This is a genomic window from Dyella marensis, assembly GCF_900112865.1.
GTDB lineage: Bacteria > Pseudomonadota > Gammaproteobacteria > Xanthomonadales > Rhodanobacteraceae > Dyella_D > Dyella_D marensis_A.
Genome location: NZ_FONH01000002.1, coordinates 83,234 through 100,114, shown reverse-complemented (window position 1 = coordinate 100,114; position 16,881 = coordinate 83,234). Strand labels below are relative to the sequence as shown.

12 protein-coding genes are annotated in these 16,881 nt (G+C 66.7%); 10 read left to right on the top strand and 2 right to left on the bottom strand.

Annotated features, from left to right (window positions below; all coding sequences use genetic code 11):
- Positions 1–4 precede the first annotated feature (4 nt).
- The 9 genes from BM172_RS03305 (at position 5) to BM172_RS03265 (ending at position 9,256) form a co-directional block, all read left to right on the top strand.
- Positions 5–508 (top strand): molybdenum cofactor biosynthesis protein MoaE, encoded by a 504-nt coding sequence (locus tag BM172_RS03305; protein WP_026634018.1) that lies wholly within the window; start codon positions 5–7, stop codon positions 506–508.
- Complete coding sequence (gene mobA / locus BM172_RS03300) at positions 492–1,064, top strand: molybdenum cofactor guanylyltransferase (protein ID WP_026634019.1); 573 nt, start codon at positions 492–494, stop codon at positions 1,062–1,064. The genes BM172_RS03305 and mobA overlap by 17 nt, the downstream gene beginning before the upstream one ends.
- Positions 1,061–1,405: a hypothetical protein gene (locus BM172_RS03295; RefSeq protein WP_026634020.1), complete on the top strand. Its 345-nt coding sequence runs from the start codon at positions 1,061–1,063 to the stop codon at positions 1,403–1,405. The genes mobA and BM172_RS03295 overlap by 4 nt, the downstream gene beginning before the upstream one ends.
- A gap of 291 nt (positions 1,406–1,696) precedes the next feature.
- Positions 1,697–2,608, top strand: a complete 912-nt coding sequence (locus tag BM172_RS03290) for an extracellular solute-binding protein (RefSeq protein WP_035322456.1) — start codon at positions 1,697–1,699, stop codon at positions 2,606–2,608.
- Positions 2,605–3,387 (top strand): ABC transporter permease subunit, encoded by a 783-nt coding sequence (locus BM172_RS03285; RefSeq protein WP_026634022.1) that lies wholly within the window; start codon positions 2,605–2,607, stop codon positions 3,385–3,387. Before BM172_RS03290 ends, BM172_RS03285 begins: the two co-directional genes overlap by 4 nt.
- Positions 3,387–4,382 (top strand): ABC transporter ATP-binding protein, encoded by a 996-nt coding sequence (locus BM172_RS03280; RefSeq protein WP_035322458.1) that lies wholly within the window; start codon positions 3,387–3,389, stop codon positions 4,380–4,382. The genes BM172_RS03285 and BM172_RS03280 overlap by 1 nt, the downstream gene beginning before the upstream one ends.
- A gap of 265 nt (positions 4,383–4,647) precedes the next feature.
- Entirely contained in the window at positions 4,648–6,972 is a 2,325-nt protein-coding gene (locus tag BM172_RS03275) for an FdhF/YdeP family oxidoreductase (RefSeq protein WP_035322460.1), read from the top strand.
- 5 nt (positions 6,973–6,977) lie between these two features.
- A complete protein-coding gene (gene fdhD / locus BM172_RS03270) occupies positions 6,978–7,796 on the top strand; it encodes a formate dehydrogenase accessory sulfurtransferase FdhD (protein WP_035322461.1) in 819 nt (272 codons plus the stop codon).
- 89 nt (positions 7,797–7,885) lie between these two features.
- Positions 7,886–9,256: an FAD-containing oxidoreductase gene (locus BM172_RS03265; protein ID WP_026634024.1), complete on the top strand. Its 1,371-nt coding sequence runs from the start codon at positions 7,886–7,888 to the stop codon at positions 9,254–9,256.
- 100 nt (positions 9,257–9,356) lie between these two features.
- On the opposite strand, the gene BM172_RS03260 is transcribed toward BM172_RS03265, so the two are convergent.
- Both BM172_RS03260 and BM172_RS03255 read right to left on the bottom strand, forming a co-directional pair.
- The gene (locus tag BM172_RS03260) at positions 9,357–9,998 is read right to left on the bottom strand and encodes a TMEM175 family protein (protein WP_026634025.1); all 642 of its coding nucleotides are present in this window, start codon (positions 9,996–9,998) and stop codon (positions 9,357–9,359) included.
- Between the two features lie 152 nt (positions 9,999–10,150).
- Complete coding sequence (locus BM172_RS03255; RefSeq protein ID WP_081805037.1) at positions 10,151–13,036, bottom strand: autotransporter domain-containing protein; 2,886 nt, start codon at positions 13,034–13,036, stop codon at positions 10,151–10,153.
- A 596-nt stretch (positions 13,037–13,632) separates the two neighbouring features.
- On the opposite strand from BM172_RS03255, the gene BM172_RS03250 reads away from it, so the two are divergent.
- Entirely contained in the window at positions 13,633–16,659 is a 3,027-nt protein-coding gene (locus tag BM172_RS03250) for an outer membrane beta-barrel protein (protein WP_051548404.1), read from the top strand.
- The last annotated feature ends 222 nt before the right edge of the window (positions 16,660–16,881 follow it).

Genomic DNA, 16,881 nt, shown 5'->3' with positions numbered 1-16,881 from the left:
CGCCATGGACGATCTGCACGTGGCCGTGGTCGAACGCGCGGACGCCGCGCTGGATGTCGCCGCGGCGTTGGACTTCGTGTCCGATCCGCGCTTCGGCGGCATCTCGGTATTTGTCGGCAAGGTGCGCGATTTCAACCTGGGCCGGCAGGTGGTCGGCATCAGCTACGACCTGTTCGTGCCGCTGGCCTTGCGCACCTTCCGCAACATCGGCGAGCGGGCGCGGGCGGAGATCGGCGCGCCGATGAAGCTGTACATCGCCCACGCCAAGGGCGACCTCGGCCTGGGCGACCTCGCCGTGGTGGTGGCCGCGGGTACGCCGCACCGGGCCGAGGCGTTCCGCGCCTGCCGGCTGGCGATCGAGGCGGTCAAGCACGAGGCGCCGATCTGGAAGCAGGAGCACTACGTCGACGGCGACAGCGCGTGGAGCGAGGGCTGTTCGTTGTGCGAGCAGCCGTCCGAGGGCGCGCAGGACCACTCCGGCCATGACGGTCATGGCCACGCTCACTGAGCCGCGCCGGTGCATCGGCGTGGTGCTGGCCGGCGGCCTGTCGTCGCGGATGGGAAGTGACAAGGCCTTGCTGCCGTGGCAGGGCCGGCCGTTGATCGAGCATCAACTTGGCGTGTTGCGCGAGGCCGGCGTGGACGAGATTCGTGTCAGCGGCAGTCGCGAAGACTATGCCGGCATCGCCGATACCATGCCCCAGGCCGGTCCGCTGGGCGGCCTTGCGGGTATCGCACAGGCCCTGGCGGGTGACGCCGAGCTGCTGGTGATTCCGGTCGACATGCCCTTGCTGCAGCCGGCCTTGCTGCACCGCCTGCACAGTGAGCGGCCGCAGGCGCGCAGTCTGTCTTTCGCCGCCCATGTGCTGCCGCTGCGCCTGCGCCTGGACGAGCGCAGCCGGGAGGCGCTGTCCGCGCTGATGTCGCGCGCCGATCCGCGCCAGCGCTCCTTGCGTGCGCTGCAATCGGCGCTGGGTCACGAAGAACTCGCCCTGTCCGCCGACGAAGCGGCGCAGCTGGCCGACTGCAATACCCAGACCCAATGGCACGAGGTGGCCGGATGAAGGTGCAACTGCAGGACCAGACCCTGCGCCTGCGCATCGACGAGGCGGAACTGGCGCAATTGCTGGATGGTGCATCGGTGGGCAATCGCACGCAATGGCCCGATGGACGGGTGGAGGAGCATCGATTGGTGCTTGGCCAGGCGCATGGTTGGCAGCGCGATGCCGACGGTTGGCAGGTGATGCTGGGCGACGCTGAAGTGCGCGCCTTCGTTGCGCGCCTGCCCAGCCGCGACGGCCTGGAGATCGCCTTGCCGGTGCCGGGCGGTGCGCCATTGCAATTGTTGTTCGACGTGGATGTGCGTGACAGTGTGCGGCATCGTCGCCAGCCGAAAGCCAGCTGACGATGGGTTCGGAGGGGCTCAGCGTGGCGGCGCACACAAACGCTGCGCCCTCTTCAACCTTCAAATCGGAATCCCTTCTCCCTCCGGGAGCACGCGGGGAGGGCACATGGATGTGCGCGGCTCTGAGGAGCGAGGAAGGTGGATGAGGGTGCGGGCGGAGCGCTGCACATCACGCTTGCGCTCCGCCCGGACCCTCACCCCAACCCCTCTCTCCCGCAGGGACTACCTTCGGGTCGCCGGAGGGAGAGGGGCTTTTCGCATTGATTTGACTTTCCACGGCAAGGGGAAGACATGAAAAAAATCTCGTTTCCGATGCATTGCTTGCTGCTGCTCCTGATATCGCTCGGTATCGCCGTGCCCGCTGCCGATGCACCGGTGCTGCGCGTCGCCTACGCCGGCTCGATGGGCGTGGTGATGGACCAGTCGCTGGGCCCGGCCTTCGCCAAGGCGCACGACGCGCGCTTCGAAGGCGTGGGGCAGGGGTCTTTTGCGCTCGCGCGCCTGCTGGCGGGCAGGCAGATGCAGGCAGATGTGTTCGTCGCCATTACGCCGCCGCCGATGAAAGTCGTGCGCGACGCCGGTCTCGCCGAGCGCGCGGTGCCGGTGGCGAGCACGCGCATGGTGGTGATCTATGGGCCCAAGAGCCGTTACGCCAAGGATTTCGAGGCGGCGGCGAAGGGCAGCAAGACCTGGTACGACGTGCTGCGCCAACCCGGCCTGCGCATCGGGCGCACCGATCCGGCGGTGGACCCGCAAGGCGCCAACGCCTTGCTCACGCTGCAGCTGGCCGGGACTTACTACCACCAGCCGAAGCTGCTGGAACAGGTGGCCGGCGAGCTGCAGAACCCGCAGCAGATCTTTGCCGAGCCCTCGCTGATGTCGCGCCTGGAGGCCGGCCAGATCGACGCTGCCGTCGGCTACGCAAGCGCGGCCTTCTCGCATCATCTGCCCACCATCGACCTGCCTGATGAGATCAACCTGGCGCAGCCGTCCATGCAGAATGCGTGGTATGCCAAGGCCAGCCTCACGCTTGCCGACGGCAAGCCGCTGAAGGCGCAGCCGCTGGTGTTCTACGCCGCGGTCCTGGCCGATGCGAAGCAGCCGCAGCTCGCCGCGGATTTCGTGCGCCTGCTGCAATCCACCGAAGGCCAGGCGATGCTGCGCGAGCGCGGCTACGATCCGCCGCACGGCGAGGCGCTGTGACCCCAGCAGCCGACCCGACACGCTATCGCCCGGGCCTGTCCGCGCTGCCGGCCGCGCTGGCCCTGCTGTTGCTGGCCACGCCCTTCGTCGGCCTGCTGCTGGCCACCGACTGGCGGCACTTCGGTTTCGCCCACGGCGATGGCGGTGCGGTGCGCGTGTCGCTGGGTTACAGCCTGATCGCGCTGCTGCCGATCGTGGCGCTGGGCACGCCGCTGGCGTGGTGGCTGGCGCGGCATCGCGTGCGCGGGCAGTGGCTGGTCGATGCGCTGCTGCTGGTGTCGCTGCTCACGCCGCCGCTGGCGATGGGCCTGCTGCTCGCTTCCATGTACGGCCCCTACGGGCCCGCCGGCCACCTGCTGGAGCGGGCCGGGCTGCTGCTGACCAATTCGGCGCCGGCGTTCATCCTGGCGCAGTTCTACGCGGCGCTGCCTTATTACGTGATGGCGGCGCGCACCGCGTTCGAAGGCGTGCCGCGCGAGCTGGAACAGATCGCCCTGACGCTCGGCTATTCGCCGTGGCGCAGCTTCGTCCACGTCAGCCTGCCGTTGGCGCGGCTGGGTCTGGCCGCCGCGGTGGCGCTGGCCTGGGTGCGTGCGCTGGGCGAATTCGGCGCGGTGCTGATCGTGGCCTATTACCCGCAGGGCATCCCGGTGAAGCTGTGGGTGAACCTGCAGGACATCGGCCTGGATGCGGTGTATCCGCTGTTGTGGGTGTTCTTCGCGGCGGCGCTGCCCCTGCCGCTGGCGCTGGGCATGGCCGTGCGCAGGCGCCTGTCGTGATGCGCATCGATTACCGCATCGAGCATCCGGTGGCGCTGCATGCGAGCTTCGAGGTGGCTGGCTTCACCGTGCTCCTTGGCGCAAGCGGTGAGGGCAAGACGCTGTTGCTGTCGGCGATCGCGGGTCTGATCGCGGCGCGCGGCGAACCGTTCGATGGCTTGCCGCCGCAGCAACGCGCGGTCGGCTATCTGCCGCAGGGGCATGCGCTGTTCCCGCATCTGCGTGCATGGGAGAACGTCGCCTTCAGCCTGCGCGGGGCGCGGCGGCGCGAGCAGGCCATGCAATGGCTGGAGCGGGTGGGCATGGCCGGCCTGGCCGAGCGTTGGCCGGCGTCGTTGTCCGGCGGCCAGCAGCAGCGCGTGGCCTTGGCGCGCGCACTCGCGCGGCGGCCGAGCCTGTTGTTGTTGGACGAGCCGACCTCGGCGCTGGATCCGGTCACCCGCGACGAAGTGCTCGCCGAACTCATCGCCGAGGTGCACCAGGCCGGCATTCCCGCGCTCGCTGTCAGCCACGATCCCGCGCTGGCGGCGGTGGCCGACCGGCTGGTGCTGATGCATGGCCGGCGCATCGTGCAGATCGGCACGCCGGAAGCGGTGCATGCGCAACCGGCGAGCGGTGCGGTGGCGCGGCTGCTGGGGCTGCGCAATGTGCAGCGCGGCCGCATCGTCGGCGCGCCCGGCGCGCAACGGTTGTCGTGGCCGGAAGCGGATGCCAGCCTGCGCGTGGAAACGGCGTTGCCCGATGGCACCGCGGTCGATTGGCATGTCCCGCCTGCGGCAGTGCGATTGCACGACCCGGCGGCGGCACCCGGCGACGCGATCGCCGCCAGCTTCGAATTGCGCCAGACCTCTCCGCACCGCAACTACCTCGGCATGCGCTGCGGGAAGGCGCGGTTGTGGGTGGAACCGCCGGCGGGCTACGAATTGCCGGCCGCGCCGATGCTGTCGCTGCCGCCGGATGCCATCCGCTGCTGGCCGGTGGAAGAACACGCATGAGCTTGCGGCGACGCGCCAAGTTACAGAACCGTCATCCCGGCGCAGGCCGGGATCCAGTAGCGAATTCGCTTGATCGTCGACATCACGCCGTGGTGTGCGCTCAAAAGTAGGGTCGGGCCATTACCCAGCGTGATCGCCACTGGATCCCGGCCTGCGCCGGGATGACGGTCATTACGGAGCGTCACGCACCGGCACCTGAGCCATCGCCAGCGGATCGGCCTATGATGCTCATCTCGACCGATTCCAAGCATGCAGCGCCGGCCTCATGAGTTCGCAACCGAAAGACCTCGACCTCGAAAAAAGCATCCAACCCTACGACGGCCCGGCCGGCGGCTGGGGCGCACTGCGCGCCGTCGCCAAGGCGATCCGCGAGCAGATGGCGGTGGCGCGCTCGGTCGAGGCCCTGCAGCGCGTGAACAAGCCGCTGGGCTTCGACTGCCCCGGCTGCGCCTGGCCCGATCCGCGCCATACCTCCTCGTTCGAGTTCTGCGAAAACGGCGCCAAGGCGGTGACCTGGGAGGCGACGTCCAAGCGCACCACGCCGGAATTCTTCGCACAGCACACGCTGTCGGAGCTGTGGGAGTGGACCGACCACGCGCTGGAAGACCAGGGCCGCCTGACCCATCCGATGGCGTACGACGCGGTGCAGGACAAGTACCTGCCGGTGTCCTGGGACGAAGCCGCCACGCGCATCGGCGCCGCCCTGCGCGCGTTGCCCGAGCCGACCATGGCGGAGTTCTACGCCTCCGGCCGCGCTTCCAACGAGGCGGCTTTCCTGTACCAGCTGTTCGCGCGCGAATACGGCTGCAACAACTTTCCCGATTGCTCGAACATGTGCCACGAGGCCTCCAGCGTCGGCCTGCCCGAGGCGATCGGCGTCGGCAAGGGCACCGTGCAGCTGGAGGATTTCGAACAGGCCGACGCGGTGTTCTGCATCGGGCACAACCCCGGCACCAATCATCCGCGCATGCTGGGCACCTTGCGCGAGGTCTCGCTGCGCGGCGTGCCGATCGTGGTGCTGAACCCCATGCCCGAGCGCGGCCTGGAGCGTTTCACCTCGCCGCAGGATCCGGCGGAAATGCTCACCGGCCGCTCGGTGCCGATCGCCACCACCTATTTCAAGCCGAAGATCGGCGGCGACATCGCCACCATGAAGGGCATGATGAAGTGGCTGTTCGAAGCCGATGCCGCCGACCTGGCCGGCGGTGGCGCCGGCTTGCTCGATCGCGCCTTCATCGCCGAGCACACCACCGGCCTGGAGGCCTTGCGCGACGACGTGCAGGCCACCTCGTGGGAAAGCATCGAGCGCGCTTCCGGCCTGACGCGCGCCGAGATCGAAGTCGCGGCCGGCATCTATGCGGCCGCCGAGAAGGTGATCTTCTGCTACGGCATGGGCATCACCCAGCATCGCCATGGCGTGGAGAACGTGCAGCAGCTGGTGAACCTGTTGCTCCTGCGCGGCAACATCGGCAAGCCCGGCGCCGGCATCTGCCCGCTGCGCGGCCATTCCAACGTGCAGGGCGACCGCACGGTCGGCATTACCGAGAAACCCAATGCCGCCTTGCTGGATGGCATTCGCCGCGTCTACGGTTTCGAGCCGCCGAGCGCGCATGGCCATGACGCCGTCGCGGCGGTCAAGGCGATCGGCGAGGGCCGCTCCAAGGCGCTGCTGTGCCTGGGCGGCAACCTGGCGGTGGCGATGTCCGATCCGCAGGCTACCTTCCCGGCGATGCGCCAACTCGACCTGGTGGTGCACGTCGCCACCAAGCTCAACCGTTCGCACCTGCTGCCGGCGCGCGCAGCCTTCCTGCTGCCGTGCCTGGGCCGCACCGAAATCGACCTGCAGGCCGCCGGCCCGCAGTCGGTGACGGTGGAAGACTCGATGTCGATGGTGCACGCCTCGCAGGGGCGCCTGCGGCCGGCGTCCGAGCACCTGCGTTCCGAGCCGGCGATCGTCGCGCTGCTGGCGCGCGCCACGCTGCCGCAGTCGAAAGTCGACTGGGAAGGACTGGCGGGCGACTACGACCGCATCCGCGACGACATCGAGGCGGTATTCCCGATCTTCGCCAACTACAACGAGCGCGTACGCCAGCCCGGCGGCTTCCATCTGGAGAACGCCGCGGCGCTGCGGCGCTGGAATACGCCGGACGGCAAGGCACGCTTCCTGCTCGCGCGGGGCCTGGACGAAGCCACGCCCGCCACTGCCGATCTGCTGATGCTCGCCACCGTGCGCTCGCACGACCAGTACAACACCACCATCTACGGCTACAACGACCGCTACCGCGGCATCACCGGCCGGCGCGACGTGGTCTTCGTCAACCCGGACGACCTGGCCGGGCGTGGCCTGCGCGAGGGCGATCGCATCGATGTGGAGGCGAGCCGCGTGGACGGTACGCCGAACGGACGCGCCGTACGCGGCCTGGTGGCGGTGCCCTACGGCATCGCACGCGGTTCGGTGGCGATGTACTTCCCGGAAGGCAACGGCCTGCTGGCGCTGGACGAGCACGACGCGCGCTCGGGCACGCCCGGCTACAAGTCCATTCCGGTGCGGCTGTCCGCTTCGTCCGCGCCGGTCGCGCCAGAGGCCTGACGATCATGCAACGCTCCGGACTCGCGCGCCGCGCCGTCATCGTCCACCAGGGCGCCGACCTGCGGCCGGGCGAGGACTGGCTGGCCGAGGAGGCGCCGGTGGAGCTGCGCTACAACGGCGCCTCCTTCGCGGTGATGATGGCCACGCCGGCGGACCTGGAAGATTTCGCGTACGGCTTCTCGCTGACCGAGGGGCGCGTGGCGCGCGCGGAAGACATCCGCGGCATCGTCATCCACGAGCAGTTGGAAGGCTATGTGGTGGACGTCGATGCCGCCGAGGTGGAAGGCGTCGACGAGGATTCGGCGCGCCTGCTGCCGGGGCGCAGCGGTTGCGGATTGTGCGGCAGCCGGCATCTGGAAGACGTGCTGCGGCCGCTGGCGCAGGTGCCCGAAGGTCCGCTGCTGGAGCCGCACGCGCTGGAACGCGCCCTCGAAGCGCTGTCGCCTCATCAGCAGCTCAACAGCCACACCGGCGCCGTGCACGCCGCGGCCTGGGCAACGCCGGCCGGCGACATCCTCCACGTACGCGAGGATGTGGGCCGCCACAATGCATTGGACAAGCTGCTGGGTGCCTTGAGCCGCGGCAGCGTCGACTTGCGCAGCGGCTTCGTGCTGGTCACCAGCCGCGCCAGCTACGAGATGGTGACCAAGGCCGCCAGCCTGGGCGTGGGCGTGCTCGCGGCGATCTCCGCGCCGACGGCGCTGGCGGTGACGCTGGCGCAATCCTGCCGGTTGACCTTGACCGGGTTCGTGCGGCCGGGGCGTCACGTGGTCTACAGCCATCCGCAACGACTGAGCGGCATGGCGGAGGCGCCGCGGCCGTGATCGCCCATTGAAGGACCGGCCCTGCACCGATCCTTGAACGCCGGCAGGCGATGATCGCCGCCTGTCGCCATGCCCGCGAGGAGATTCCCATGAACCAGCGTTTCGATGCCGTGGTGATCGGCGCCGGCCAGGCCGGCCCGCCGCTTGCCGAGCGACTGGGCAAGGCAGGCCGGCGCGTGGCCGTGATCGAGCGCAAGCTGGTCGGCGGCACCTGCGTCAACACCGGCTGCATTCCGACCAAGGCGATGGTGGCGAGTGCCTACGTCGCGCATATGGCAGGACGCGCGCATGAGTATGGCGTTCGCGGCAGCGAGGACACGCGGGTCGACATGCAGCGCGTGTGGGAGCGTACCCAGGGCATTTCCGGCAAGGCCCGCAGTGGCGTGGAGCAATGGTTGGTTGGCATGCCGAATGTCACGTTGCTGCGGGGACATGCGCGTTTCGAATCGCCCACTACGCTGAGGTTTGGCGAGGATCTGATCGAAGCGGAGTCTTTCTTCATCAATGTCGGCGGGCGCGCCTCGGTGCCGGATTTTCCCGGCATCCATGACGTTCCCTTCCTGACCAACACCGGCATGATGGAACTGCGCGAGCTGCCGGAGCACCTGATGATCGTCGGCGGCAGCTATATCGGCCTGGAATTCGGCCAGATGTTCCGCCGTTTCGGCTCGAAGGTGACCATCGTCGAGCGTTCGCAGCGCTTCCTGCCGCGCGAGGATGCCGACGTCGCCGACGCCGTGCTGGCGATGCTGCGCGACGAAGGCATCACCGTGCACCTGGGCGCCGAATGCATCGCGCTGGAAGGCAAGGCCGGCGCGATACGGATCAAGGCGCGCGGCAACCAGCTGTGCGAACAGGCGGTGGGTACGCACCTGCTGCTTGCGGTAGGCCGCCAGCCGAATACGGACGACCTGGGCCTGGACCGGGCGGGCGTCGCCCTGGACGAGCGCGGCAACATCAAGGTGGACGACCATGGCCGCAGCAGCGTCCCGCATATCTGGGCCATGGGCGACTGCAACGGCAAAGGTGCGTTTACCCATACCTCGTACAACGATTTCGAGATCGTCGCCGATGCCGTGCTGGGGCAGGGCAGGCGGCGCATCTCCGGGCGCATCCAGGCCTACAGCCTGTTCACCGATCCGCCGCTGGCGCGGATCGGCATGAGCGAGCAGGAGGCGCGCAAGTCCGGCCGCGAGGTGCTGGTCGGCACGCGGCCGATGGCGCGGGTCGGGCGGGCGGTCGAGCGCGGCGAGACGGTGGGCTTCATGAAGGTCGTGGTCGACGGCGCCAGCAAGGAGCTGCTGGGTGCGGCGATCTTTGGCGTCAACGGCGACGAGGCGATCCACTGCCTGCTGGATACGATGTACGCCAAGGCGCCGTACACGACGGTGTCGGAGGCGGTGCACATCCACCCGACGGTAGCGGAGCTGCTGCCGACGACCTTGCAAAGCCTGGCGTAGGTTGGGGTGAGCGCAGCGAACCCCAACGAACCCCAACGGACCTTGCACCGCAAACGCTACGTTGGGGTTCGCTGCGCTCACCCCAACCTACGCCAGGCGGTCAGGCTGCCGCGTCGGCCTGGCGGGCCAGCTTCCCGGAAACGAAGCGCACGGCGATGCCGGCCAGGCACAACAGCAGCGCGGTCACTCGCATCTGCGCAGTGAACAGTGCCGCCGCACCGAACAGCACCGCGATAAACAAATCCCGCAGCAGCCAGCTCCACGCGCGCGGCGCCGGCACATCCGGTGCCAGCCTGCCGATGAAGGCGGCATAGCCCCACGAGGCGGCCAGGCACAGGTAATTGGCCATCAGGGCCAGCGAGTAGACCAGCATGCCGTCGCCGGATTCGCCATTGGCAGCGGTGAGGAACACCCGGATCACCACGGGCATCAACGACACCATGCTGAGCACCGCGAGGGTGAGCAGGGTCATCGGCGTATCCACGTGGCGCAGATGAGTCAGGATGCGCCGATGCTGCATCCACACGCCGCCGACGATGAAGAAGCTCAGGAAGTACACCAGCAGCGGCGTCGCCCATTGCGCGAGCAGGCTGTGTGCGCCGGCGGCTTCCTCGGGTTTGAGCTCCACTGCCGACAGCGTCATCGCGATCGCGAACACGCCGTCGGAAAGCATCACCAGCCGGTCGAAATGACGCTGGTGCACGTGATGCTCCCGCACGGGCAACTGATGATTGGCTTCCACGTTGTCCCTTCCCCTGGTTGGCGCCTGGCGAGCGATGCTGCCACGAGTCGCGGCGGATCCGGCTCAGTCGATGCGCTCGCTAAAGTAGCATTCCTCCGGCATCCGAAAAAAGCTGCGGCGGCCATGGCCTGGCCGCCGCCCGGGGGGTAGGCCTAGAACTTGTGCGCCAGGCCCAGCATGAGCCCGTGCTGCGTGCGGCCCGAGGACCGCTCGCCCACATAGTCCAGCGCGAGCGAAGTGCGCGCGTTCATCTGGCTACCCACGCCAAGGTTCCAGGCCACCGTGTTGCGGCCGGTATCCTGGCCGATCACCTTGAACGGCAGGGTCGGTTCCTGTGCGAACGAGGCCTGCAGGCGGCCGTCGCGGTCCTTGAACTCATGCGCGAAGAGCAGCTGCGCATGTGGCGTCAGCACGCCCGAGCGGCTGCTCTGGAAGCTGCGCCACACACGCAGGCCGACGCCGCCGCGCAGACTATCGTGGCTGCCGCCGCGTCCCTGCAGGGCGGCCGGCCCGCCGGTTTCGGCGAAACGCTGGTCCGCAAGCCTGACGTAGTCGAGCACCGGCAGCAGCGGCTGCCAGACCGTGCCGTGCTTGTCGGACCATTGCAGTCCGTGTTCGAGCCGGACCGACCAGGCGTGGTTGCTATAGCTGGCTTTGTGCATTGCGCCCAGGCCGGCGATCCCCCCGATGCTGCGCGTCGCCTCGTGGTCGAGCCGGGTGTAGCGAAGCGTGCCGTTGACGTATCCCGCGCCGTAGCGGGCATCGATGTAGACGCTCGCATCGACGGCGCCGACGTCGGCGCGAAACTGCTTGTTGCTAGCCTTGGCCGACATCGAGCCGAAGCCCAGGCTGCCGCCGAGCAGGATCTTCCCGCCGGCGAACCTCCGTTCCATGCCCAGCAACAGTCCACTGCTGTTCTGCCGCATGCCGGCGACGCCTTCCTGCGCATCGATGCGCCCGGTGGTGCCGAAGCCGCGCCCCCAGAAGCGCCATCCATCCGGGCCGTCGGCCTGGGCAGGCTTCTCGTCCGGGGCTCCGGCCAGGCGGCGCAGCATGTGACTCATGTTGCCGGCGATGGTGTTGCGGTTCGCCGCCGGGCTGGCCGACAGCAGGCTGCCGGCGAAGGCGGCCGATTGCTCGTCCTGCCCGCGTCGCACGTTCTGCAGGTGCTGATCGACCACGCCGCCGAATTCGCGAACCAGGTTGACATCGGCGCTACGCAGCGTTGCATAGCCATCGCCGCGCAGCGCGCCGGACTGCGCCTTGACGATGTTCTTGTCGGCGAACTGCAACGCCCCCAGCAGCGGCGCCAGCGACGTGGCGGAACGGTGGGACGCGGCACGCAAGGCCGCGCCGAGGCCGTCGCCGGAATGCCGGTTGGCGAAGATCGAAGTGTCGTCGAAGGCCGGATTGGCGATCAGCGCGATCTTGTCTTCGCTCTGCTGCACCATAAAACTGAGCAGCGAATTTTTTCGGGCCTGCACCACGGCTCCGGGCTCGGTAAGGTCCACGACCTTGCCAGCTTCGTCCTTGTTGAGGGCTTGCCGGAAGCTGCCGAGGATGAACGGATTGACGGCGGGTGCGACGGGATCGAGCGTGCAGGCAGCATCAGGCTCGCTGCAAACCCCGGCGACAAAGCCGGTAAGCGGTGTACGGTCAATGACCGTATCGACCAGCAAGCTCTCGCCACCGGCAACATAGTAGCCGGGATGGATATCCAGTCCGAGCGTGGCGGACGGATGGATCAGCAACGCGGATCGACTGGCTCCCGCCCGAATTTCCGGCTGATCCTCATCTGGAACGATGACCACCACGTCGCGCTGCTCCAGCGTCAGGCCAGGCTGCCGGTCGTCGGCGGAGACGGTGAACAGCGTGGCCGATCCTTCTTCCAATAATACGGATGCCCCTGTTGTGAACGGCATGGTCACGCCTTCGACGCTCTTCAGAGCGTAGGAGCGAATGACGATGCCCTGCGGTGCGAAGAGGCCGTTCTTCGCGAATTGCATCGGGCGGGTGACTGTGCCGTAGCCTTCCAGGATAGCGCCATCGGCGACACGCACCTGAGTATCCAGAATGGCACTGCGCAATGCGACGATGCCGTCCCGATCGGCTACCAGCGCGTGCGACGAACCAAGATTCCCGTTCCGGTCGAGCTGCAGGGTGCCGCCGTTGACCCAGATCACGTCGGCGGAAGATGTCTCGTCGAGCAACCAGTGACTGCCAGGCCTCAACCTGATGACTCCCCAGGCATCGTGGAGACTGTCATCTCCATAATGTGGGTTGATGTTGCCTGCGACTCGGTTTTTCACATTGAGTATGTCGTTGACGGTTGCATAACCCGCCTGATTGACCAGGGTGTCGGTGCGAATGGTGGCGTCGCGAGGATGGTCGATGCAGCCTCCGCTGGAAGTCTCATCTTCAGTGGGGCAAAAGCGGGCCGGCTGGAGGTTTTTCGCCGGATCGTAGTAACGCAGGAAGCCCCCAGAATTACCTAGCTCGTAATGCGACTGAATGATTCGTAGCATCGCATGCTCACCTTCCTGGCCGAGCATGCCGCGAAGATAATCGAGGTACTCATCTTGTTCGTGGGGAGGGTCAACCTGGCCGTCAGTACTTGTGCCATGAATGCCCAATATGGTTTCCGTGCCGAAGTAGTGGGGTAGGTCAAATTGAGTCATGCTGCGTTGGATTCCACCCAGAAAGCTCGCTGCACATGCGGAGTAGCAGCCACCATCGAAGATGGTGTTCAAGTTGCGCTCGCGGATAATTCGCCCTAAGCCTAAGCCCGCCTCGGCAACTCCACCTGGTCCGTTGCGAAAAACTACCGTCGTGATGGGATTGCTGATGGCGACCGCCCGATCGAGCCAGCTAATCAAGATGTCGGGATCGTCTTGCTCCGTTTCGCCGGTGACGATGAGCTGATTGCCATGCCGGTGAAATTGCATGGCGGATCCGACATTGCTGTATCCGGTACCCGTGGCGGCGAGTGCGATGGCCATGCTCAAGGTGTTGCGGTGAATGCGGCGCGAGCGCTTCATCTTGTTCGTTATCCTGACTAAGTGATGGGCGCATGCATTGTTGGTCACCCAGGACGAAACGAGGTTTCTCTATTGATGCCAATTTTTCCGGTTTCAGACAGATTCCGATGGTCTTCATGGCTCTTCGATTCGATCGGATACACGACCTGGCGTGCTGGAGACTCTTCAGCGCTGCACGCCTTCTCGGGACGTGCAGTGGACGCAAGGCGGGAAGGTGCTTGTCGAATGCGTTCAAGGCGATCTACTCCATCTTTTCGGGCACTCGTTTTCCGTCGCCGTGCTCGAGCGTTCGTCGTCTGCGTCTATATGGAATGTCGTCATCAGGTGAAGGCCTGCATTTGGATGTCTAAATGTCCGATCGGCTTGGCACGAGGTGGTTGACAATCCTGCGATACCGATGCAACTTTGCCGCGAACCCGAACGGACCCGTTCCTTCGGGTTTTATAGGGGGCGGGATTTGGATCGATCCATGTAAGGGATTGCCAGATCGGTCGTGGCTACAGGTGCATCGCTCCCTTGACGCACTCGCGCGCCGTCGTGTCGAAAGTCCGGCACGTCATCTCGTCCATGGGCTCATGCCAGCGATGGGGATGAACATGATCGAAGCGACGCAGCGGTTGCCGTCCACGCGTATTCTGGTTCTAGCGCTCGCCATCGGTTCGATGGCTTCCGGCGGGGCATTCGCCCAGTCGACCACGGGAACCATCTTCGGCCAGGTCGCCGCCAGTGGCGGCGAGACGGTGCTGATCGAGAACGCCAACGGCTTCAAGCGCGAAGTAGGCGTGGACGAGCGCGGGCGCTATGTCGCTTCGCAGTTGCCGCTCGGTACCTACACGGTGTCGCTGCGCCGCAACGGCCAGACGGTGGATGCGCGCAAGCAGATCGCCCTGCAGGTAGGTGCGGGCACCGACGTTTCGTTCACCGGCGGCGCGGCGGCGGGCAAGCAGGCCACCAATCTCGGCGCAGTCACCGTGGTCGGCAATGCGTTGCCGGCGATCGACGTGACCAGCGTGGACTCGCGCACCGTGATCACCGCCGAGCAACTCGCCAAGTTGCCGTTGGCCCGTTCCGCCGAAGCGGTGGCCATGCTGGCTCCTGGCGTCAATCGCAACAGCGCCAACTTCACCACCGCTACCGGCAAGCCGCTGGTGAGCTTCGGCGGTTCCGCAGCCACCGAGAACGCGTATTACATCAACGGCTTCAACACCACCGACCCGCTCAACGGCCACGGCGGCATCACGCTGCCGTACGGCGCGATCGACCAGCAGGAGGTGTACACCGGTGGCTACAGCGCGCAGTACGGCCGTTCCGATGGCGGCGTGATCAACCAGGTGGGCAAGCGCGGCAGCAATGCCTGGCACTACGGCGCCCAGGTGCTGTGGGAGCCGGCGTTCGCGCGCAGCGACTACACCGACCTGTACTACGCCAACGGTACGCCGGTATCGCCGGTGGCCGGGCGGCTCTACGATCCCAAGAGCGGCAACAAGCTGTGGACCACCACGGTGAGCGCCTATGCCGGCGGCCCGCTGGTCGAGGACAAGCTGTTCTTCTTCCTGGCCGGCGAGTTCGAGCGGCAGCAGGGCGCCAACGTCAATGCCGTCGACAACAGCAAGCCCGACCAGGCCTACCGCTACGACAGTCCGCGCTGGTACGGCAAGCTGGACTGGAACATCAGCGACAACCATATCCTCGAGCTCACCGGCGCCTCGGACAAGCGCAACGGCAGCGGTTCGGTCTACGACTACGATTACAACGCCCGCCGCCAGGGCGACCTGATCAATGCCGACGACAACACCAAGGTCGGCGGCGATCTCTACGTGGCCAAGTACACCGGCTATCTCACCGACGACCTCACGCTGAGCGCGATGTACGGCCAGATGAAGACGCGCGATTACGACGTGCCCGGCAGCTACGACGGCAGCCTCACCTACGTCAGCGGCATCACCAACCAGAACCCCGCCTTGAACGGCGGCGCACCGCGCGGCAACAACCAGACGGTCTCCACGCTCTACGACCCTGCGCGCGGCAACAAGACCACCAATACACGCCTGGACATCAGCTACCACCTGGGCGATCACATGATCAGCGTCGGCATCGACAACCAGCGCTCCGAGGCGCTGAACCAGGGCAACCGCAATTCCGGTCCCGGCTACACTTGGCAGTACGGCCATACCAATACGCCGAACCTGCCGCTGGTCTCGGGCCTGGGCGTACCGGCGCCGGCGGATTTCCCGAACGGGCAGGGCGGCTATTACGTACAGCGGAACGTCGCCAACAACGCGGTGAGCGTGCGCTCCATGCAGCGCGCGCAGTACGTCGAGGACAAATGGCAGGTCAGCGATCGCTGGCTGCTGTCGCTGGGCCTGCGCAACGACCAGTTCACCGACTACAACCCGAACGGCCAGGCCTTCATCACCCAGACCAAGCCGCAGTGGGCACCGCGCCTGGGCTTCAGCTGGGACGTCAACGGCGATTCCAGCTTCAAGGTGTATGGCAACGTGGGACGCTATTACCTGAGCATGCCGCTCAATCCCGCCACCGGCGCGGCGGCCGGCTATGTCAGCACGCAGCAGTACTACACCTATGGCGGCATCGCCGCCGACGGCACGCCCACCGGCCTGACCGTGATGTCCAACCCGGTGTCGGCGAACAATTCCTTCGGCGTGCCGCCGGACCCGCGCACCGTTACCGGCAACGGTATCAAGGCCGAGAACCAGGACGAGTTCATCCTGGGCTTCACCCGCACGGCGGGTCCGGAGTGGGTCTACGGCGCCAAGCTGACCAAGCGCATCCTGCGCAACGCCATCGACGACTTCTGCGACATCCAGCGCGTGCTCGACAAGGCGCAGTCGCTGGGCTACGACATCGCTTCCAGCAACAGCTGCTACCTGATCAATCCCGGCCGCGCGAACACCTTCAACCTGGTCACCAGCGACGGGCGCCTGGTCGGCGTGCCGATGAGCAATGCAGAACTGGGCTTCGACCGCCTCAAGCGCCGCTACTACAGCCTGGAAACCTTCCTGGAGCATCCGTTCGACGGCACCTGGTACGGCAAGCTCGACTATGTGTTCTCGCGCAGCTACGGCAATACCGAGGGCCAGGTGCGCTCGGACCTGCTGCAGGGCGGCGCCTCGGCCAGCGAGGACTGGGACAACTACGCCATCATGCAGAACACCAACGGGCCGCAGAACAACGACCACACCCATGTGGTGAAGCTCTATGGCTACTACCAGCTGAGCCAGGAGTGGCAGGTCTCCGGCAACCTGAGCGTGCAGTCCGGCAATCCGCGCATCTGCCTGGGCTATTACGGCCCCGACCATACCGACCCGGTGGGCTACGGCAATGCCTACCACTTCTGCAACGGCGAGCCGTCGTCGCCCGGCAGCCACGGCCGCCTGCCATGGCTGCACCAGCTCGACCTGGGCGTGACCTATCGCCCCTTGTTCGCGGCCAAGCGGCTGGCCTTCAACGCCAATGTGTTCAACGTCTTCAACGAGCAGCGGCCGATCTTCCTGCAGCCCAACTCGGAGCAGGCGCCGTATTCGCCCAATCCGCTGTTCGGCACGGCGTTGTATCGGGAAGAGCCGCGCTATGTGCGCTTGAGCGTGAGCTACGACTACTGACGCAAGCTCGTCATCCCGGCGCAGGCCGGGATCCAGTGGCGATAGCGTTTTCTTGAGCGACGCCGCGCGACTGTGGGCTCTCCGGTGCTGTCGCGATAATCGAGTCTTGCCGCTACTGGATCCCGGCCTGCGCCGGGATGACGGCATGGGTGCGCGCTGCCGAGTCATGTTGGCCGGGCTGGCTTCCCTTGCGGGCCAGCTCTCCTATACTCCGCCGGCCGA